Source organism: Bradyrhizobium sp. Ken51 (genome assembly GCF_055807435.1).
In genome coordinates, this window is record NZ_JBVVPB010000018.1 from 131,963 (window position 1) to 151,358 (window position 19,396).

At 64.2% G+C, this 19,396-nt stretch carries 18 protein-coding genes; 9 read left to right on the forward strand and 9 right to left on the reverse strand.

The window, feature by feature from the left end; all coding sequences use genetic code 11:
- Nucleotides 1–47: 47 nt before the first annotated feature.
- Entirely contained in the window at nt 48–2,216 is a 2,169-nt protein-coding gene (gene katG, locus AC0L27_RS27425) for a catalase/peroxidase HPI (protein ID WP_354205727.1), read from the reverse strand.
- 114 nt (nt 2,217–2,330) lie between these two features.
- Between katG and AC0L27_RS27430 the strand changes: the two genes are divergently transcribed.
- From AC0L27_RS27430 to AC0L27_RS27445, 4 genes are all read left to right on the forward strand, one after another.
- Nucleotides 2,331–3,257, forward strand: coding sequence for a hydrogen peroxide-inducible genes activator (locus tag AC0L27_RS27430; RefSeq protein ID WP_275168783.1), 927 nt, complete (start codon nt 2,331–2,333; stop codon nt 3,255–3,257).
- A 7-nt stretch (nt 3,258–3,264) separates the two neighbouring features.
- A complete protein-coding gene (locus tag AC0L27_RS27435) occupies nt 3,265–3,726 on the forward strand; it encodes a GNAT family N-acetyltransferase (protein ID WP_473320894.1) in 462 nt (153 codons plus the stop codon).
- Between the two features lie 292 nt (nt 3,727–4,018).
- Complete coding sequence (locus AC0L27_RS27440; protein ID WP_354254662.1) at nt 4,019–4,651, forward strand: hypothetical protein; 633 nt, start codon at nt 4,019–4,021, stop codon at nt 4,649–4,651.
- A gap of 102 nt (nt 4,652–4,753) precedes the next feature.
- Nucleotides 4,754–5,350, forward strand: coding sequence for a glutathione S-transferase family protein (locus AC0L27_RS27445; protein WP_354205720.1), 597 nt, complete (start codon nt 4,754–4,756; stop codon nt 5,348–5,350).
- On the opposite strand, the gene fabI is transcribed toward AC0L27_RS27445, so the two are convergent.
- The 3 genes from fabI to fabA all read right to left on the reverse strand — a co-directional run bounded on the left by fabI (nt 5,347) and on the right by fabA (nt 8,069).
- Nucleotides 5,347–6,147 carry an enoyl-ACP reductase FabI gene (fabI, locus tag AC0L27_RS27450; RefSeq protein WP_354205718.1) on the reverse strand — a complete coding sequence of 267 codons (801 nt, stop codon included), beginning with the start codon at nt 6,145–6,147 and terminating at the stop codon, nt 5,347–5,349. The two genes, AC0L27_RS27445 and fabI, sit on opposite strands and share 4 nt — an antisense overlap.
- Before the next feature lie 137 nt (nt 6,148–6,284).
- Complete coding sequence (gene fabB / locus AC0L27_RS27455; protein ID WP_354205716.1) at nt 6,285–7,508, reverse strand: beta-ketoacyl-ACP synthase I; 1,224 nt, start codon at nt 7,506–7,508, stop codon at nt 6,285–6,287.
- A 39-nt stretch (nt 7,509–7,547) separates the two neighbouring features.
- Nucleotides 7,548–8,069 carry a bifunctional 3-hydroxydecanoyl-ACP dehydratase/trans-2-decenoyl-ACP isomerase gene (fabA, locus tag AC0L27_RS27460; RefSeq protein WP_007603915.1) on the reverse strand — a complete coding sequence of 174 codons (522 nt, stop codon included), beginning with the start codon at nt 8,067–8,069 and terminating at the stop codon, nt 7,548–7,550.
- Nucleotides 8,070–8,422: 353 nt separating this feature from the next.
- Between fabA and irrA the strand changes: the two genes are divergently transcribed.
- The gene (gene irrA, locus AC0L27_RS27465; RefSeq protein WP_354205713.1) at nt 8,423–8,914 is read left to right on the forward strand and encodes an iron response transcriptional regulator IrrA; all 492 of its coding nucleotides are present in this window, start codon (nt 8,423–8,425) and stop codon (nt 8,912–8,914) included.
- 162 nt (nt 8,915–9,076) lie between these two features.
- On the opposite strand, the gene AC0L27_RS27470 is transcribed toward irrA, so the two are convergent.
- Nucleotides 9,077–9,607 carry an SH3 domain-containing protein gene (locus AC0L27_RS27470; RefSeq protein ID WP_354205711.1) on the reverse strand — a complete coding sequence of 177 codons (531 nt, stop codon included), beginning with the start codon at nt 9,605–9,607 and terminating at the stop codon, nt 9,077–9,079.
- A gap of 325 nt (nt 9,608–9,932) precedes the next feature.
- Between AC0L27_RS27470 and AC0L27_RS27475 the strand changes: the two genes are divergently transcribed.
- Nucleotides 9,933–10,934 (forward strand): 2-hydroxyacid dehydrogenase, encoded by a 1,002-nt coding sequence (locus AC0L27_RS27475; protein ID WP_354205709.1) that lies wholly within the window; start codon nt 9,933–9,935, stop codon nt 10,932–10,934.
- Nucleotides 10,935–10,946: 12 nt separating this feature from the next.
- On the opposite strand, the gene AC0L27_RS27480 is transcribed toward AC0L27_RS27475, so the two are convergent.
- Nucleotides 10,947–11,852: a LysR family transcriptional regulator gene (locus AC0L27_RS27480; RefSeq protein ID WP_354205707.1), complete on the reverse strand. Its 906-nt coding sequence runs from the start codon at nt 11,850–11,852 to the stop codon at nt 10,947–10,949.
- Between the two features lie 115 nt (nt 11,853–11,967).
- On the opposite strand from AC0L27_RS27480, the gene AC0L27_RS27485 reads away from it, so the two are divergent.
- The gene (locus tag AC0L27_RS27485) at nt 11,968–12,975 is read left to right on the forward strand and encodes an aldo/keto reductase (protein ID WP_354205705.1); all 1,008 of its coding nucleotides are present in this window, start codon (nt 11,968–11,970) and stop codon (nt 12,973–12,975) included.
- Between the two features lie 9 nt (nt 12,976–12,984).
- On the opposite strand, the gene AC0L27_RS27490 is transcribed toward AC0L27_RS27485, so the two are convergent.
- Nucleotides 12,985–13,788 (reverse strand): HesA/MoeB/ThiF family protein, encoded by an 804-nt coding sequence (locus tag AC0L27_RS27490; protein ID WP_354205703.1) that lies wholly within the window; start codon nt 13,786–13,788, stop codon nt 12,985–12,987.
- Nucleotides 13,789–14,017: 229 nt separating this feature from the next.
- Here AC0L27_RS27490 and AC0L27_RS27495 point away from each other — a divergent pair, with 229 nt between their 5' ends.
- Complete coding sequence (locus AC0L27_RS27495) at nt 14,018–15,376, forward strand: serine protease (RefSeq protein WP_354205701.1); 1,359 nt, start codon at nt 14,018–14,020, stop codon at nt 15,374–15,376.
- Nucleotides 15,377–15,521: 145 nt separating this feature from the next.
- Here AC0L27_RS27495 and ggt read toward each other — a convergent pair whose 3' ends face one another.
- Complete coding sequence (ggt, locus tag AC0L27_RS27500; RefSeq protein WP_473320906.1) at nt 15,522–17,201, reverse strand: gamma-glutamyltransferase; 1,680 nt, start codon at nt 17,199–17,201, stop codon at nt 15,522–15,524.
- Nucleotides 17,202–17,441: 240 nt separating this feature from the next.
- Between ggt and AC0L27_RS27505 the strand changes: the two genes are divergently transcribed.
- The gene (locus AC0L27_RS27505) at nt 17,442–18,185 is read left to right on the forward strand and encodes a ParA family protein (RefSeq protein WP_275168810.1); all 744 of its coding nucleotides are present in this window, start codon (nt 17,442–17,444) and stop codon (nt 18,183–18,185) included.
- A 271-nt stretch (nt 18,186–18,456) separates the two neighbouring features.
- On the opposite strand, the gene mutM is transcribed toward AC0L27_RS27505, so the two are convergent.
- Nucleotides 18,457–19,338: a bifunctional DNA-formamidopyrimidine glycosylase/DNA-(apurinic or apyrimidinic site) lyase gene (gene mutM, locus AC0L27_RS27510; RefSeq protein ID WP_275168811.1), complete on the reverse strand. Its 882-nt coding sequence runs from the start codon at nt 19,336–19,338 to the stop codon at nt 18,457–18,459.
- Nucleotides 19,339–19,396 lie beyond the last annotated feature (58 nt).

The window sequence follows — 19,396 nt, forward strand, 5'->3', positions numbered from 1 at the left end:
GCGGCTTCTCAGCCGCCCTTTTCATTGCCGCTTGCTGAACTCAGCGATCAAGCCGCGATGTCGTACCGGTCGAGGTTCATCAACTTGGTCCAGGCCTTGGCGAAGTCCTTGACGAACTGCTCCTTGGAATCCGACGTGGCATAGACCTCGGCGTAGGCGCGAAGCTGCGAGTGCGCGCCGAAGATCAGGTCGACGCGCGTGCCGGTCCACTTGACCGCATTGGTCTTGCGGTCGCGGGCCTCATAGGTGCCGTCGGTGCCGGCCGGCGTCCACTGCGTGCTCATGTCGAGCAGGTTGACGAAGAAGTCGTTGCTCAGCGTTCCCACCTTCGAGGTGAGGACGCCGTTCTTCGAACCGTTCGCATTGGCACCGAGCACGCGCAGACCGCCGACGAGGGCCGTCATCTCCGGGCCGGTAAGCCGGAGCAGCTGCGCACGATCGACCAGAGCCTCCTCGGGCATCATGAACTGCTGCCGCTTGCCGATGAAGTTGCGGAAGCCATCGGCCCGCGGCTCCAGCGGAGCAAACGAGGCGGCGTCGGTCTGCTCCTGCGAGGCATCCATGCGGCCCGGCGTGAAGCCGACCTTGACGTCGACGCCGGCATCCTTCGCGGCCTTCTCGACCGCGGCGGTGCCGCCGAGCACGATGAGGTCCGCCAGCGAGACCTTCTTCGCACCGGATGACGCGTTGAAGTCCTTCTGGATCGCTTCGAGCTTGCCCAGGACCTTCGAGAGCTGAGCCGGCTCGTTCACCTCCCAATCCTTCTGCGGGGCGAGGCGGATGCGCGCGCCGTTGGCGCCGCCACGCTTGTCCGAGCCGCGGAACGTCGAGGCCGACGCCCAGGCGGTCGAGACCAGCTCCGAGACCGACAGACCCGAAGCCAGGATCTTGGTCTTCAGCGAGGCGATATCCTGCTCGCTGGCCAGCTCGTGATTCACGGCCGGGATCGGGTCCTGCCAGATCAGCGTTTCCTTCGGCACCAGCGGGCCGAGATAGCGCTGGATCGGGCCCATGTCGCGATGGGTGAGCTTGAACCAGGCGCGGGCGAAGGCGTCCGCGAATTGATCGGGATTCTCCAGGAAGCGGCGCGAGATCTTCTCATAGGCCGGATCCATACGCAGCGAGAGGTCGGTCGTCAGCATCGTCGGCCGGTGCTTCTTCGACTTGTCGAAGGCGTCGGGAATGATCGCGTCGGCGTTCTTGGCCGTCCACTGCTGCGCACCGGCCGGGCTCTTCGTCAGCTCCCATTCGAAATTGAACAGGTTCTCGAAAAAGTTGTTGCTCCACTTGGTCGGTGTCGTCGTCCAGGTCACCTCGAGACCGCTGGTGATGGAATCGCCCGAGTGGCCCGACGCGTGCTTGCTCTTCCAGCCGAGGCCCTGATCCTCGAGCGCGCCTGCTTCCGGCTCCGGTCCGACCAGCGACGGATCGCCGGCACCATGGGTCTTGCCGAAGCTGTGGCCGCCGGCGATCAGCGCGACGGTCTCTTCATCGTTCATCGCCATGCGGGAGAAGGTCTCGCGGATGTCCTTGGCCGCGGCGACCGGATCCGGCTTGCCGTTCGGGCCTTCCGGATTGACGTAGATCAGGCCCATCTGCACCGCGCCGAGCGGCTCGGCGAGCTGGCGTTCGCCGCTGTAGCGCTCATCGCCCAGCCACGTGCCTTCCGGACCCCAATACAGCTCTTCCGGCTCCCAGACGTCGACGCGGCCGCCGGCAAAGCCAAAGGTCTTGAAGCCCATCGACTCCAGCGCGACGTTGCCGGCCAGCACCATCAGATCGGCCCAGGAGATCTTGCGGCCGTATTTCTGCTTGATCGGCCAGAGCAGACGGCGTGCCTTGTCGAGATTGGCGTTATCGGGCCAGCTGTTCAGCGGCGCGAAACGCTGCTGCCCGGCACCGGCGCCACCGCGGCCGTCGGTGGTGCGATAGGTGCCCGCGCTGTGCCAGGCCATGCGGATCATGAGGCCGCCGTAGTGACCGAAGTCGGCGGGCCACCATTCCTGCGATTCGGTCATCAAAGCGGTCAGGTCCTTGATGACCGCGTTCAGGTCGAGCGACTTGAATTCCTTGGCGTAGTCGAAGTCCTTGTCCATCGGGTCGGACTTGGCCGAATTCTTGTGCAGCATCTCGATGCTGAGCTGGGTCGGCCACCAATCGCGGTTCGCCGGCACACGTTTTCCACCCGAAAACGGGCACTTTGAAGAGTCGTCCATGAATACCTCCTCTGGTGGCGTCGAACTCGCGCCTTTGACCAGGTAGAAGCACTCTAAGCTTCGCGTTCGATCAGGGGAAGTTGACTTTAATGATCGCAGCGATAAGATTTTCTGATGCTAAACCTCACCCTGCGCCAGCTCCGGTACTTCGACGCCCTGGCGCGTCACAATCATTTCGGGCGCGCGGCTGAGTCCTGTTCGATCTCGCAGCCTGCCCTGTCGATGCAGATCAAGGAGCTGGAGGAGGCGCTCGGCGGCCTGCTGCTTGAGCGCAGCGCCCGGCAGGTGGCGTTGACCCGATTTGGCGAGGAGCTCGCGCAGCGCGTCCGCGACATTTTGCGCTCGGTCGACGAGCTTGGCGATTTCGCCCGCGCCTCGCAGGACCGATTCTCCGGACGGCTGCGCATCGGCATGATTCCGACGATCGCGCCCTATCTGCTGCCGACGATCACCAAGAACCTGACGCGCATGCATCCGGAGCTCGACATCCGCGTGCGCGAGACGATGACGCCGCGGCTGATCCAGGAACTGGTGGAAGGCCGGCTCGATACCGCCATCGTTGCGTTGCCGGTGTCCGAGCCCTCGCTCACCGAGGTCGCCCTGTTCGAGGAAAAATTCCTGCTGGTGCGGCCGAGCGCGGATGAGGGCACGCCGGCCCCATCGCGGGAGATGATGCGGGAGATGCGGCTGCTGCTGCTTGAAGAGGGGCACTGCTTCCGCGATCAGGCGCTGTCATTCTGCAACATGCAATCGGCGCCGCCGCGCGAGATGCTGGACGCCAATTCGCTGTCGACGCTGGTCCAGATGGTCAGCGCCGGCATCGGCGTCACCTTGATCCCGGAAATGGCGGTGTCGGTGGAGACGCGATCGGCCTCGGTCTCGCTCGCGCGCTTCCGCGACCCGCAGCCGTCACGCACCATCGGCATGGTCTGGCGCAAGACCAGCCCGCTCGCGCGGCAACTCCTTCAGATCTCCGAGGTGGTGTGCCTGTCGGCGGGCAAGGTGCGCGCACGCCCATCCGTGCGCAGCAAGCCGACCTGAGGCCTCGATGTCGCATCCCACCATCCGCCCGGCCGGCGCGGACGAATACGACGAGATCGGCCGTGTCTGGATGGAGAGCTGGGTCTCGACCGGGCTCGGCGAGGCGAGCGAATTCCTGCTGGCCAACCTGCGTGCACGAATCCGGCGCGAGATCGAGGACGGCTGGAGCCTGTTCGTCGCCGACGACAACGGCACGATCGCCGCGATGCTGGCGCTGCATTTGCCAAAACTCTATCTCGACATGCTGTTCGTCGCGCCCGGCTATCAGGGCCAATCGCTCGGCCGCCAATTGCTCGCCTTCACGCGCACACAAATGCCCGACGAGATGTATCTGCGCTGCGTCCGCGAGAATGAAAAGGCCTGGCGCTGGTACGAGCGCGAAGGCTTTGTGTTCGAGAAGCAAGAGATCGAGCCGTCGAACGGGTTTGTGATGAAGTATTATCGGTGGCGGCAGGGACCAGCTGGATAGACAGCGAGTTCGGGATGCAGCTTGCGGTTGTCATGATCCCAACCTAGTGTGGCGTGACCGATGACCTCCTGCCGCTAATCCTCTGGAATCCATGTTTCGATTTGCTGCCTCAGTGCTCGTCCTGCTGTCCTTTCTGGCTCCGGCAGCAGCGCAAACTCCTTCCGCAACCACCGCATCTCCCGCAGCGGCCGCACCGGCAAAACCAGCTGCCAAGAAGCCCGCGAAAGCCAAACCGGTGGCGAAGCAGCCGGTCGCGGTCGAGAGCGGCCCGTGCCGGCTTGGCGTGATCTCGGTGATCGGCGAGCGCTATTCCGTCCAAAAATTCGGGCTGACCATTTTCGAGAACGAGGAGACCGAAGTTCCCATCGACTGGGGTCTCGACGATCTCGTGTTTGCGCGGGTTAAAGCCGCAACGGGTGGCGATCCCGGTGTTCGCAGGATCGCCTACCCCAAGGGAACCTTCGAGCCCTTTTACAATCCGAAATCGCGATTCATTCCCGATCCTAACGAACGCCTGCCAGCGATCGTGCGCGGCATCACTCCGAACGGGAGCTGCGATCGCTATCTGGTTGCGACCACGTACAAGGGAGAACTGCCGGGCACCCGCCTGATGTTAAACGGCATCGGCACGTTCAATCAGGGGCTCGGAAATCTGATCCGGCATTCGCATTTGTTCGCCAACATCTCGATCAACCTGATCGACGGCAGAAGCTATGAGGAAATCAAGCGCCCCTTTGTGAATTTCGGCGCGAACTTCGCCGCAAGTATGCGACTGACCGAAGACCCGCTGACCAAACTCGACAACTCAATGTTCCCCGACCCGCCCGCGGCAGCTTCGGCCAACGCGGCGTTGCGCGAGAGGACACGAACACTCGTCGCAGACAGGCTCGACCGAGGTCTCCCCGGCTATCTCAAGGAGGACTGAGCCGGAGCATTCTGGACCTGAGCGGTGTGCGTTGCGAATGCCCGGCAAACGCGGCATGAATTGCGCGCCGTTCGGCTCCCAGCGATGAAAGGTCCGCTTCCCATGATCAAACTCTATTGGTCGCCTCGCTCGCGCTCGTTCACGACGCTCTGGCTGATGGAAGAAAGCGGTCTGCCCTATGAGCGCGTGCTGACCGACATTTCGACCGGTGCGCAGAAAGCGCCGGACTATCTGAAGGTCAATCCGATGGGCAAGGTTCCGGCGCTGACCGACGGCGATGCCGCGCTCGGCGAAGCCGCCGCCATCTGCGCCTACATTGCCGACCGCTATCCCGAGACCAGGCTGGCGCCAGCCGTGACCGACCCGCGCCGTGCGCGTTACCTGCAATGGCTGTTCTTCTCGCCGGGCTGCATCGAACCCGCCATCATCCAGATCTTCACCAAGATCGAGATCCCGACCTCGACCGCGGCCTGGGGCAGCGCGACGCAGGTCTTCGACGTGCTGGAAGCCGCGCTCGCGAACGGACCGTGGATTCTCGGCGAGGAGTTTTCGGCCGCCGACATCACGATCGGATCGGGTCTGAACTTCGCGGTGCGCCTGTTCAAGATGGTGCCGTCGCGCCCGGCCTTTGATGCCTATCTCGCGCGCTGCATGGCGCGACCGGCGTTCCAGCGCGCGGAGAAGATCGCGGCGGGCTAATCTTCCGCTTTCAAATCGTCCGGCCTAGGCATCAGGACGATGTTGTAGCCGGAATCGACATAATGGATCTCGCCGGTCACGCCGCCGGAAAGATCCGACAGCAGATACAGCGCCGAGCCACCGAGCTCGTCCAGCGTGACGCCGCGGCGGAGCGGGGAATGCTTCTGCATGAAGGCGAACATCGCGCGCGCCTCGCCGATGCCGGAACCCGCGAGCGTGCGGATCGGGCCTGCGGAGATCGCGTTGACGCGGATGCCGCGCGGCCCGAAATCGGACGCAAGATAGCGCACCGAGGCTTCCAGCGCCGCCTTGGCCACCCCCATCACGTTGTAGTTCGGCATCGCGCGTTCCGAGGCGCCGAAGGTCAGCGTGATCATGCTGCCGCCCTCCGTCATCAGGTCAGCGGCGCGTTTTGCCACTTCCGTGAAGGAGAAGCAGGAGATCACCATGGTGCGCGAAAAATTCTCGCGGCTGGTGTCGGCGTAACGGCCCTTGAGCTCGTTCTTGTCGGCGAAGCCGATCGCATGGATCACGAAATCCAGCCGGCCCCATTTTTCGCGCAAGGCCGCGAATGTGGCGTCGACGCTGGCGATGTCCTCGACGTCGCAGGGCAGTACCATGTCGACGCCAAGCTGCTCGGCCAGCGGCTTGACGCGCTTGCCCAGCGCCTCGCCCTGGAAGGTGAAGGCGAGCTCGGCGCCGTGGGCATGCAGCGTCTTCGCCATGCCCCAGGCGATCGAATGATCATTGGCGATGCCCATGATCAGACCGCGCTTGCCTTTCATAAAACCTTCCATCTCGCAATTACCCTCCGCTCTCCGTCATGGCCGGGCTTGTCCCGGGCATCCACGTTCTTCCGAACCAGTAGCAAAGACGTGGATGGCCGGGACAAGCCCGGCCATGACGAACTAACTATCCGTCGATGACGGTAACCTCACACGTCCAGCCGGCTGAACACCAGCGTGGCGTTGGTGCCGCCGAAGCCGAAGGAGTTCGACAGCACGGTGCCGATTTTGACGTTGTCGATGCGCTTGCGCACGATCGGCATGTCGGCGAACACGGGGTCGAGCTCCTGAATGTGGGCGCTCTCGCAGATGAAACCATTGTTCATCATCAGCAGCGAATAGATCGCTTCCTGCACGCCGGTTGCACCCAGGGAGTGACCGGTCAGCGCCTTGGTCGCCGAGATCGGCGGGCACTTCTCGCCGCTTCCGAACACCCTGCGGAGCGCGTCGATCTCCGGCGGATCGCCGGCCGGCGTCGATGTCGCGTGCGGATTGATGTAGTCCACCTTGGTCTTCACGGTCGACATCGCCATGCGCATGCAGCGCTCGGCGCCCTCGCCTGATGGTGCGACCATGTCGTAGCCGTCGGACGTCGCGCCGTAGCCGACGATCTCGCCGTAAATGCGCGCGCCGCGCGCCTTGGCATGCTCGAGCTCTTCCAGCACCAGCACGCCGGCGCCGCCGGCAATCACGAAGCCGTCGCGGTTGACGTCGTAGGGACGCGAGGCCGTGGCGGGCGTGTCGTTGTACTTCGAGGACATCGCGCCCATGGCATCGAACAGCACCGACAGCGACCAGTCCAGCTCCTCGCAGCCGCCGGCGAAGATGACGTCCTGCTTGCCGATCTGGATCGTCTCATAAGCGTTGCCGACGCAATGGTTCGACGTGGCGCAGGCCGACGAGATCGAATAGTTCACGCCCTTGATCTTGAACCAGGTCGCAAGCGTTGCGGAGGCCGTGGAGGACATCGCCTTCGGCACTGCAAACGGTCCGACGCGCTTCGGTCCCTTGGTGCGAGTGATGTCGGCGGCCTCGACGATGGTGCGCGCGGAGGGACCGCCGGAGCCCATGATGATGCCGGTGCGAATGTTGGAAATTTCGTCAGGCGAAAGACCGGAATCCTGGATCGCCTGTTCCATCGCGACGTGATTCCACGCCGCGCCCTGACCGAGGAAACGCATTGCGCGGCGGTCGACCATCGCCGAAGGATCGAGCGTCGGCGCACCTTGCACCTGCGAACGGAAGCCGAGCTCGGCATATTTCTCAGCCCGCGAAATGCCCGACTTCGCCTCGTGAAGGCTCGCAAGCACTTCCTGGGTGTTGTTTCCGATGGAGGAGACAATGCCCATCCCGGTGACCACAACCCGCCTCATGACAGCCTCGCCTCAATCGTTGTCTTCGTGGTGATGCGCTCAGCCCAGGCTCGTGCCCTGCTTGAACAGGCCGACCTTCAAATCCTTCGCGCGATAGATAATCTGGTCATCGACCGAAAGCCATCCGTCGGCGATACCGAGCACCAGCTTTGAACGCATCACGCGCTTGATATCGATGTTGTACACAACCTTGCGGGCCTCCGGCAGCACCTGGCCGCTGAACTTCAGCTCGTTGAGGCCAAGCGCGCGACCGCGACCTTCACCTCCGCTCCAGCCCAGATAAAAGCCGACCATTTGCCACAGCGCATCGAGCCCGAGGCAGCCGGGCATCACCGGATCGTTCTTGAAGTGGCAGCCGAAAAACCAGAGGTCGGGCTTCACGTCGAGCTCGGCGCGCACCACCCCCTTGCCGAATTCACCGCCGGTCTCGCTGATGTCCGTAATGCGGTCGAACATCAGCATCGGCGGCAGCGGCAATTGCGCATTGCCAGGGCCGAACATCTCGCCGCGGGCACATGCCAGCAGATCTTCATATTCGTAACCGTTGCGCCTGTTCAGCATGCGGAAGCCTTTGTGTTCAAACCCCGATTGAGCGGCGTTTCCGGCGAAAATGGGCCCCATCCTGTTCGAAAAGCAACATCTGTTGCCATTGTCAGACGAGAATACCGAAGGACCCGGATGGATAGCGAGCGGCCTTCAATGCCGGGCCGCGCCAAATCGGTTAAGCGGAACCGCGGGCTCTCTAACACAGGCTATTTCGGGTAGCAAAGCGCTCTCATGAAGGTAAAATGACGGGGGCCGGGCGCGGTTCCCCTGCTAATTAGAACCACTCTAGTTGCGAGAAACTTGCATCTGCATCTATCTCTCCATATATGTTTGAGAACGACAGTGTTCACGCGTGCCCGAAGCTGGAAATGAACGAAAATAACGCGCCCCATCGCGATGAAGAGGCCCACGCGGCGGCTCTTATGTCCGGCCGCCAGCCGGCTTTGACCGGTTGCCCGTGGCACGACGTCAACGAAATGCTCCAGTCCGCGGGGCTTCGCCCGACGCGCCAGCGCATGGCGCTCGGCTGGCTCCTGTTCGGCAAGGGTGCACGTCACCTCACGGCTGAAATGCTCTACGAAGAAGCGACGCTGGCCAAGGTGCCGGTCTCGCTGGCGACCGTCTACAACACGCTGAACCAGCTCACCGATGCCGGCTTGCTCCGTCAGGTCAGCGTCGACGGCACCAAGACCTATTTCGATACCAACGTCACGACCCACCATCACTACTATCTCGAGAACAGCCACGAGCTGGTCGACATCGAGGATCCGCATCTGGCGCTGTCCAAGATGCCGGAGGTGCCCGAGGGTTACGAGATCGCCCGCATCGACATGGTCGTACGGCTGCGCAAGAAGCGCTGAGCTTCGAATCTCGCGTCGTCCCGGCGAAGGCCGGGACCCATACCGCGTGATTTATCGGTAGACACAGCTATCTGTACCGCGGGACGACTGTGTAACCACCAGTCTTCCTCAAACTACTGCCTGTGGTTATGGGTCCCGGCCTTCGCCGGGACGACAACCAGATCAGTTCACCTGCTCGTCCGAGTAGACGCCCCAGAGGCGCTCCTGCTGGATCCAGCCGTCAAAGCCGTTGCCGAGGACGTGGCACCAGTTTGCGGTGCACTTCTTCACCTGGGTGACGACGCCGGCCTGGAGCCTGGCCGCAACCGCGCTGTCGGGATCGGCGCGATCGTAGATCGGCGCGAGGTCGTCCTTGTGCTTCATGGTGACGACAGCGGTACGGCGGCCCGACAGCAGCGAGTGATAGACCCAGCCCTCGGCGCCCTCGGAATCGCGGACCCGGCGCCAGTTCTCGAACTCGGCGGTGATTTCGACCGGCAAGCCGGAGCGGGTGTAGACCCAGGCAACGTCATTGTCCTTGGTTGGGCCGGCGCGGACGTTGACGTGATCCGATTTCAGGCTGACGTAGCGCGGCACCGGGAGGCCCGAGGCCGTCTGAGGGGTATTGTCCTTTGCCGAATGCCCGGGACTGACCGAAGCGCTCAACCACGTGCAAACGAGCGCCATCACCGAACAAAAACGCCCCAACGCCATCAACCCGTCTCCTGTCGAAGGTCCGGCCGAGCCGGGCCCTCACCCCAAAATTCCAAAACCAGGCCGCTGTCGCCCCTGACCCGCCCCACGCGGGTGTTCCCGAGCTCTTTGCCCGTGGTTCTTGTCTTGGCCCGGCCTTCTGCTAGAGAGGACGGACGTCTGAACAACCGGTTTGTCCCGATTTTCCGGCCGGAAATGTCGGGAGAGCTTGAAGGAAACGCCGGGACGACACGGCAAAGGCAGTGTCGAACAACCGGGTTAATGAGGCCTCAACGGCCGGCCTTTGGTGACAGAGGCGGCTCGCAACGCCTCATGAGGGCAGGACATGTCGGTGAAGAAAAAGCCCCTCGTCGTGGTGACGCGCAAGCTTCCGGACTCGATTGAGACCCGGATGCGCGAGCTATTCGACGCGCGGATCAATCTCGACGACGCGCCGATGTCGCCCGAGCAGATCGCGGAAGCCGCCCGCACCGCGGACGTGCTGGTTCCGACCGTGACCGATCACATCTCCGCCGACATCATCAATCAGCCCGACTGCAGGCTGAAACTGATCGCGAATTTCGGCAACGGCGTCGACAACATCGATGTCGAGGCCGCGCATGCCCGCGGCATCACCGTCACCAACACGCCCAAAGTTCTGACCGAAGACACCGCCGACATGACCATGGCGCTGATCCTCGCCGTGCCCAGGCGGATGATCGAAGGCGCCTCGATCCTGACGGAAGGAAAACCCTGGCCGGGCTGGTCGCCGACCTGGATGCTCGGCCATCGCATCGGCGGAAAGCGCCTCGGCATCATCGGCATGGGCCGCATCGGCCAGGCGGTCGCACGCCGCGCCCGCGCCTTCGGCTTGCAGATCCACTATCACAACCGCCGGCCGGTGGCGCCGAAGATCGCGGAAGAGCTGGGCGCGACCTATTGGGAAAGCCTCGACCAGATGCTGGCGCGGATGGACATCATCTCCGTGAACTGTCCGCACACGCCGGCGACCTACCATCTGCTGTCGGCGCGCCGGCTGAAGCTGATCCGCAAGGACGCCTACATCGTCAACACCGCGCGCGGCGGGGTCACCGACGAGGACACGCTGATCAAGCTGATCGAAGGCGGCGAGATCGGCGGCGCCGGCCTCGATGTCTACGAGCACGAGCCCGCGGTGAACCCGAAGCTGGTGCGGCTCGCCAAGGCCGGCAAGGTGACGCTGCTGCCGCATATGGGCTCGGCCACGATCGAGGGCCGCGTCGAGATGGGCGAGAAGGTGATCATCAACATCCGCACCTTCCTCGACGCGCACAAGCCACCGGATCGCGTGCTGCCGAGCATGCTCTGAGAGTTCAGTGTCTCAGCGCGTTTCGCGCTTGCGCCTGTCGGCGACGAAATCGATGAAGGCCCGCAGTGCCGGCGGCGCTTGGCGCCGGCTTGGATAATATAGGAACGGGCCCGGAAACGGCTCGCACCAGTCCTGGAGCAGGCTGATCAGCGCGCCCGACTTCAGGGCTTCGCCGACATAACCATCGAGCGTTGCCCAGATACCGGCACCGTCGAGCGCAGCGCGCATGGAAAGTCCCATGTTGGTCGAGATCAGCTTTGCGGGCGGATCGACCTTCACCAGCTGACCGGCCTTCTCGAACTCCAGATCATGCATGACACCGCTGGAGTAGCGGGCGCGGATGCAATCATGGTCGAGCAGATCCTTCGGATGCTCAGGCTTGCCGCGGCGTCCGAGGTAATCGGGCGAAGCGACCACGACATAGCTCTGCGGGCCGCTCAGCGAGATCGCGACCATGTCCTGCGCGAGATGCTCGCCATAACGCACGCCGGCATCGAAGCCCGCGCTGACGATGTCCACGAACCCGCTCTCGGAGACGACGTCGAGGTCGACCTGCGGATAGGCCTTGAGGAACGGCCCGATCATCGGCGCCAGCACGAGATCGACCGCGGGCGGCGGCGCGTTGATGCGCAGCCGGCCCGAGGCCACTTCGCGCAGGCCGCGGACCTGATCGAGGGCGTCGCCGACATCGCGCAGCGCCGGCGCTACGCGCGAAAGCAGCAGCTCGCCCGCCTCGGTCAGGGCGACGCTGCGGGTGGTGCGGTTCATCAGGCGGACGCCGAGGCGCTCCTCCAGATCCCGAAGCCGCTGGCTAAGGCTCGACACCGACACACGAATTTCGACCGCAGCGCGCCGGAAATTGCGGGTGCGGGCAACCGCCACGAAGACGTCGAGATCACGCAGGTCGGGTTCAGCCATTGTTCGCCAATGTGAACAAGCCGTTCTCGATTGTCCAGCTTATCGGCGCAATCGATCAGGCGCATATCAGGCCTCGTCACGCGGCGCAGTCAGCGCCTTTTCGAGGAGAGCCATCATGGAACAGCGCAAACTCGGTTCAACCGGCCCCACCGTCTCCGCTCTCGGTCTCGGGTGCATGGGCATGTCCGAGGTCTACGGCCCCGCCGATCGCGGCGAGAGCATCGCCACGATCCACGCGGCGCTGGATGCCGGCATCACCCTGGTCGACACCGGCGATTTCTACGCCATGGGCCACAATGAAATGCTGGTGCGCGAAGCGCTCCAGGACGTGCCGCGCGAAAAAGTGCAGATCAGCGTCAAGTTCGGTGCGCTGCGCGGTCCTGCCGGCGAATTCACCGGCATGGACACGAGGCCGGCCGCAACGAGGAACTTCCTCGCCTATTCGCTGCAGCGGCTCGGCACCGACTACATCGACATCTACCGTCCGGCGCGGCTCGATCCCAACATTCCGATCGAGGAGACCATCGGCGGCATCGCCGATCTCGTGAAGGCCGGCTACATCAGGCATATCGGCCTGTCCGAGGTCGGCTCCGACACCATCCGCCGCGCGCATGCCGTGCACCCGATCGCCGATCTCCAGATCGAATATTCGCTGATCGAGCGTGGCATCGAACGCGACATTCTGAAGACCTGCCGCGAGCTCGGCATCGGCATCACGGCTTACGGCGTGCTGGCGCGTGGCCTGATCAGCGGCCACTGGTCGAAGGATTCCGGCAAGACAGGCAAGGACTACCGGCTGATGACGCCGCGCTTCCAGGGATCGAATCTCGATGCCAATCTCGCGTTGGTGGAGCAGCTGCGCGCCATCGCCGCCGAGATTGGTGCGACGCCGGCGCAGGTCGCGATCGCCTGGGTGGCGGCGCAAGGGAAAGAGATCGTGCCGCTGGTCGGCGCCCGCACCCGCAACCGCCTCAGCGAGGCACTTGGTGCGGCCAAGCTCACGCTGACGCCAGCTCATCTCGCGGTGCTGGCAAAGGCCTTCCCGCCCGATGTCGCCGCCGGTACGCGTTACGCGGCCGAGCAAATGGCGCACCTCGACAGCGAGAAGCCGGCCACGGCGTAGCGGCTGCGATCAGGTGCGATGGGCGCTGAGGTCAGTGATCACAGGCCCATCGCCATTGAGCGGATTGGCTGGATCGCGCGCGTAACGCAGCGTCTCGAAGCGCATCGCGCGCGCATCGATCATCAGGAGGCGACCAACCAGGCCGTCGCCAAAGCCGACGATCTCGCGGATTGCCTCCAGCGCCATCATCGAGCCCATCACGCCCGCGAGCGCGCCCATGACGCCGGCTTCGGCGCACGCCGGCACGGTCCCGGGCGGCGGCGCCTCCGGGAACAGGCAGCGATAGGTCGGATTGAATTCGCCCTGCTCGTTCTTCTCATGGGCGCGGATGGTGGTCAGCGAGCCATCGAAGGTGCCGAGTGCCGCCGTGATCAGCGGTCTTTTGGCGAAGAAGCAGGCGTCCGAGGCCAAATAGCGGGTCGAGAAATTGTCGGAGCCGTCGAGCACGAGGTCATAATCGCCGATCAGCGACAGCGCGTTGTCGGCATTGAGCCAGGTGGCGTGGCCGACGAAGCTGACATGCGGATTGAGCGCCGTTATCCTTTCGGCTGCGCTCTCGACCTTGTGCCGGCCGATATCGGGCGTGGTGTGAATGACCTGGCGCTGGAGGTTGGACAGCGACACCACATCGTCATCGACCACGCCGAGCGTGCCGATCCCTGCCGCAGCCAGATACATCAGGGCCGGCGCGCCGAGCCCGCCGGCGCCGATCACCAGCACGGAGGCCCGCTTCAGCGCAGCCTGGCCGGGACCACCGACATCGCGCAGCACGATATGGCGGGCATAACGTTCGAGTTCGTCCGGGCTCAGCATCGTTATCCCTCCAGATCCTCCCCTCATGGTGAGGAGGCGCGAAGCGCCGTCTCGAACCATGAAGGCCCCGCTGCGGCTGCACGGCCTTCATCCGTCGAGACGCCGCTGACGCGGCTCCTCAGGATGAGGGGCTAGGCCTCTCCTGCCGGTCTGAACCACCGCAACATTGTTCGCGACCAACGAGATGTGCTTCAATGGCAATGCGTTCAATGGGCTGGCTGGATTTGTCATGAGATCGATGCTTGCGGCAACACTGATGTTGGCGGCTGCGACAGGCGCGAACGCCCAGATGACGACACCGCAGATTCCCGGCACCAAGCCGAAGCCGGTCCAGACCGTTCCGATCCGGCCTCCTGCGTTGCAGACGCCGGCTGCGACTGCCGATGCCATGGCGCAGGCGGAGCGGCTGTCGCTGCAGTCCGACCTCGCCTGGGTCGGCCAATATAACGGCGCCATCACCGGCGACGTCAGCGCGCGCATGGTCGAGGCGATCAAGGAATATCAGAAGGCCAAGGGCGGCAAGCCGACCGGCGTGCTCAATCCGCAGGAACGCGCCGCGCTCGCCGAGACCGCGCGACGAAAGCAGGACAGCGTCGGCTGGAAGATCGTGACGGAGATGACCAGCGGCGCGCGGCTTGGCATTCCCTCAAAACTGGTGCCACAGCAGGCGACCGACGCAACCGGCTCGAAATGGACCTCGCCGACCGGCACAGTGCAGGTGCTGCTCAGCCGCCGCAAGGAGACGAACCCGACCACCGCCAAGCTTGCCGAAGCGGAGAAGAAGGAGCCAGGTCGCAAGGTCGACTACACCGTGGTGAAGCCCGATTTCTTCGTGCTGTCGGGTTTGCAGGGCCTGAAGAAATTTTACGTGCGCGGCACCTCCAGGGGTGATGAAGTCCGCATCATGACGATCCTCTACGATCAGGCGACCGAGAACACCGTCGAGCCGGTCGTGATCGCGATGTCGAGCGCGTTCAACGCGTTTCCGTCAGGGCCGCAACCCGGGCCGCCGCCGCGCAAGACCGTCGAATATGGCAGCGGTCTCGTCGTCAGCGACGATGGCGCGATCGTCACCGACCGCCTCGTCACCGATTCCTGTCTCGCGATCACGATCGCCGGCTATGGCAGCGCCGACCGGCTCGCCGAGGACCGGGAACACGACCTCGCGCTGCTGCACATCTACGGCGCCCGCGGCCTGAAGCCCCTCAGCCTCGCCGCCGGCGCGGCGAAGACGGGTGTCGATATCATCGGTATCGCGGATCCGCAGAGCCAGGGCGGAGCCGCCGGTGCGTCGAGCCTCAAGGCGGCGCTGGCATCCGTCGGTGGCGGCGATTCCCCGCTCTCACCGCCACCGGCTGTTGGCTTCTCTGGCAGCCCCGCCATCGACGGCGACGGCAAGTTCGCCGGCATCGCACTGTTGAAGCCGGCGATGGTTGCGGGTCCCGCGACATCGGTACCGGCGTCGCAGGCGGTGATGGTCTCCGCGGAAAGCGTACGTGATTTTCTGAAGGCGAACGCCATCACCGCGAATAGCACGTCCACGGATGCGAAAGCCGCCGTCGTGCGTGTGATCTGCGTGCGGAAGTAACTCTCCTGTCCCGGGCGCGGTGCGGCATGTAATGCCGCGCCGCTGAACCGGGATCCGTGCATCCACACCGCATGCAACAAGTCGTGGCCCCGTCTCTGGCAGCGCACCGCTGAAGAAGCGTTGCGCTGCGTCCGGGGCACGAGAGCTAGCTCAGCCGGAACCTGATCCCGGCCTTCGCGAGACCACCCGAGATTCCGACCGGCGTGCCGTCCGCACGCCAGCAAGCGGCGCCACTCATAGTGCCGTCGTCGTTGAAGGCGATGCCGTTCATGCCGCCGGCGACCGTCGCCACCGGCTGCACATTGTGGCCGAGGCGCTCGAGCTTCGCGCGCACGCTCTCCGGCACCTTCTGCTCGACTTCGAGTGCATTGCCCTCGGTCCAGACCCGCGGCGCCTCGACTGCTTCCTGCAAGCTCATACCGTGGTCGATCAGATTAACCAGCGCCTGCATCGCGCTCGGGAAGATTCGTTTTCCTCCGGGCAAGCCCAGCGCGTAGCGCAGCTTGCCGTCACGCAGCGCCATCATCGGCGACATCGAGGTCGTCACCCGCTTGCCCGGCGCCAGCGACAGGGCGTGGCCTGGACGCGGATCGAACAGGTTCATGTAGTTGTTGGCGATGGCGCCGAGGCCCGGGATCATGATCTTGGCGCCGAACAGATTGTTGATGGTCTGCGTGGTCGCAACCACGTTGCCGAACGCATCGGCCGCCGTCATGTGCGTGGTATGAGCGCCTTCAAGCTGCGACACGCCGGCGCCCCAGCTCCGCGCCCGCGCCGGATCGATCGCAGCGCGGCGTTCCTCGGCATAAGCTTTTGAGGTCAGCCGCTCCACGGGGACGCCGACATAATCAGGATCGCCGCTGGCCGCGGCGCGATCGGCGAATGCGATCTTCAGGACCTCGGCGAGATAGTGGATCGTTTCCGGCGTGCCGAAGCCAAGGCTACCGATGTCGTAACCCTCCAGGATGTTCAGCATCTGCGCGATATGCACGCCGGAGGCCGCAGGCGGCGGCGGGCCAAAGATGGTCCAGCCGCGGTAATCGGCGCGGATCGGCTGCCGTTCGACGGTCTTGTAGCTGGTGAGATCGTTGCGTCGGATGAATCCGCCGGCCTTTTTCATGTAGTCGACGAGGATGTCGCCAAGCGGCCCCTCATAGAGCGCCTGCTCACCGTGGTCGGCGATATGCCGCAAGGTCTCGGCATATTCGGCCTGCACCACGCGCTCGCCGACCTTGAGCGGCTCGCCGTCTGGCAGATAGATCGCCGCGATCGGCTTGTCCTTGCGCATCTCGGCGGCGCTCTCGGTGATGCATTCGTGCAGATAGGGTGTCGCTGCATAGCCGCGCGCGGCGTGCTTGATCGCGGGCTGCATGACGTCGGCGAGGCTCATGGTGCCGAAGCGGCGCAGCGTCTCGCACCAGGCTTTCAGCGAACCCGGTGTAGCGACCGCCTTTGGGCCGTTGAGATTTTCATTGCCGACGGTGTCGAACACGTCATGCGCGGAACCCGGCGCGGGGGTGTAGCTGGTGTCAAGCACCGCCGCGGGCACGGTGCTCTGCCCGTCGATGAAACGGTGGCTGCCGTCGGCGAGCCGGATGTGCGCCATGCCACCCCCGATGATGCCCACCATCATCGGCTCGACCACGGTCAGCGTGAACAGGGTCGCGATCGCGGCGTCGATGGCGTTGCCGCCGGCGGCCAGCATCTCCGCGCCAGCGCTGGAGGCCAGTGGATGGTTGCTGACCACCATGCCGCGGCTCGATACCGCGGGCATCTTCTGGCATTCAAAATTCGTCGCCGTCCGGTCGCGCCAGTTTCCGCCCATGCCGCTCGTCCTTATTTATTCACGGCAGCAAGCACAGCACACGTACGAGTACGGGTCCAGTAATGGTACGGATTCGCTGGCATTTCCGATTCCGCCATGATCGTTACTGCTGATTCGGACCTCCGCGATCCCCTTTGGATCGGGCCGGCACGTCCTGAGCGAGAAGAGCTCAGCATCGAGATCGATGCACGTTCGCGTGGCGTTTCCCGAGACTCGAGCACTCCAAAGGATTGATCTTCAATGCACACGATCGTACTGGCCACCCAAAAGGGTGGCAGCGGCAAGAGCACGCTCGCCATCGGCCTCGCGCTGGCAGCCAAGCAGGCCGGCTTCACCGTCCGCCTGATCGAAACCGACCCGCAGGGCACACTGTCCAACTGGCAGCGCCGCCGCACCGCCGACGATCTCGTCGTCGAGCCGATCTATCACGCCGCCGACATCGAGCCGCGCCTGAAAATGCTGGCCGACAGCGGCCTCCAGCTCGCGATCGTCGATACCGCCGCCGGCCTCAGCGCCGCGACCACCGCTGCGATCCGCCATTGCGACCTCTGCCTGATCCCGGCCCGCCCGAGCGTTGCCGACATCGAGGCGACGGTTTCGACGCTGAGCGTCGCGCGCGCCTGGAAGCGGCCTTACAGCTTCGTGCTGAACCAGACGCCGATCCGCGGCCAGCGCATCGATAACGCTGCCAACACCCTCGCCGAGGAAGCAGCCCTCGATCTCGCCGAGGTGCTCGCGCGTCCCCTGATCGTGATGCGCAACGACCACCAGGATTCGCTCGCAAGCGGCCTTGCGGTCAGCGAGTTTGCGCCGAACGGCAAATCGACCGAGGAGATCCGCGGCCTTTGGCATTGGATCGAGACCCGGCTCGAGCTCGCCGCCACCACCAATGTCTTGATCGACCAGGTTATCGCGGCCGCGGACGGAATGTTGCACGTCGCCGCCGAGCTTGCGGCCGACGAGACCACGACACTGGCGTCCTGAGCGGGCAATCGCTCAGACGGCAGCCGGCCCTTCACCATCCGGAAGGACCTTAGCGACGAAGCAATCCGGCCACCAGCCCGGCCGGATTGCTTCGCTTCGCGCTTGTGAGAACGCTCTATCGTGCCGTCATTGCGAGGAGCCCTTGCGACGAAGCAATCCAGATTGTTTCGTCGGAAAGATTCTGGCTTGCTTCGCTGCGCTCGCAATGACGATCGTGGTGGGCTCGTCATCCTCGCAGAAGCTCGCGGCCTCTGGGTTACGAGCCTGATTTTCACTTCTGACATTTCGGACACCAGAAGGTCGACCGGCCGTTCTGCGTAAAACGCTTCACTGTGCCGCCGCATCGCGGCGTGCTGCATTTCTCGCCCTCGCGGTCATAGACCTTGAACGAGTGCTGGAAATAGCCGAGCTCGCCGGAGGTCTGACGGTGGTCGCGCAATGATGATCCGCCGGCCTTGATCGCGTCATTCAACACGGTGTGGATCGCGCCGACCAATCGCTTTGCGTGGTCCGTCGTCTCGCCCTTTTTTGTCGACAGCGTCGCGGCGATCCGGCGCGGCGACAGATGCGAACGATGCAGGGCTTCGCAGACATAGATATTGCCGAGCCCGGCGACCACGCGCTGATCGAGCAGCGCGGCTTTCAGGCTCGTGGTCTTGCCGGCGCAGGACCGCGCCAGCATCGCGGCGTCGAATTCGTTGCCGAGCGGCTCGGGGCCGAGCCCCCGCAGCAGCGGCTCCTCGTCGAGCGCACTGCGCGCGATCACTTTCATGTAACCGAAGCGGCGCGGGTCGTTGAAGATGATGTCGGCGCCGGAGGACATCCGAAACAGCACGTGGTCATGCGTGGAGTCCTTGGCTCGCGGATAGTGAAACTCGCCGGGCGCCGCCTCGTTGTCCGGCTTGATGACGCGAAACGAGCCTGACATGCCCAGATGCATCAACAGCACGTCGCCGGAGGCGAGATCGGCCATGAGATATTTTGCACGGCGCCCGAGCCCGGTGACGACCTGTCCCTTCAGTCGGGCCACGAAATCCGGCTGGAAGGGAAAGCGCAAATCCGGCCTGCGGGCCTCCGCGACGAGGATTTTCGCACCCTCCATGACAGGCTGAAGGCCGCGGCGGACGGTCTCGACTTCGGGCAATTCGGGCATGGTCAGGCATTCACCTTATCAGGGCGGTGTGATAGCGCCATTGCGGCGGGCGCGCTAT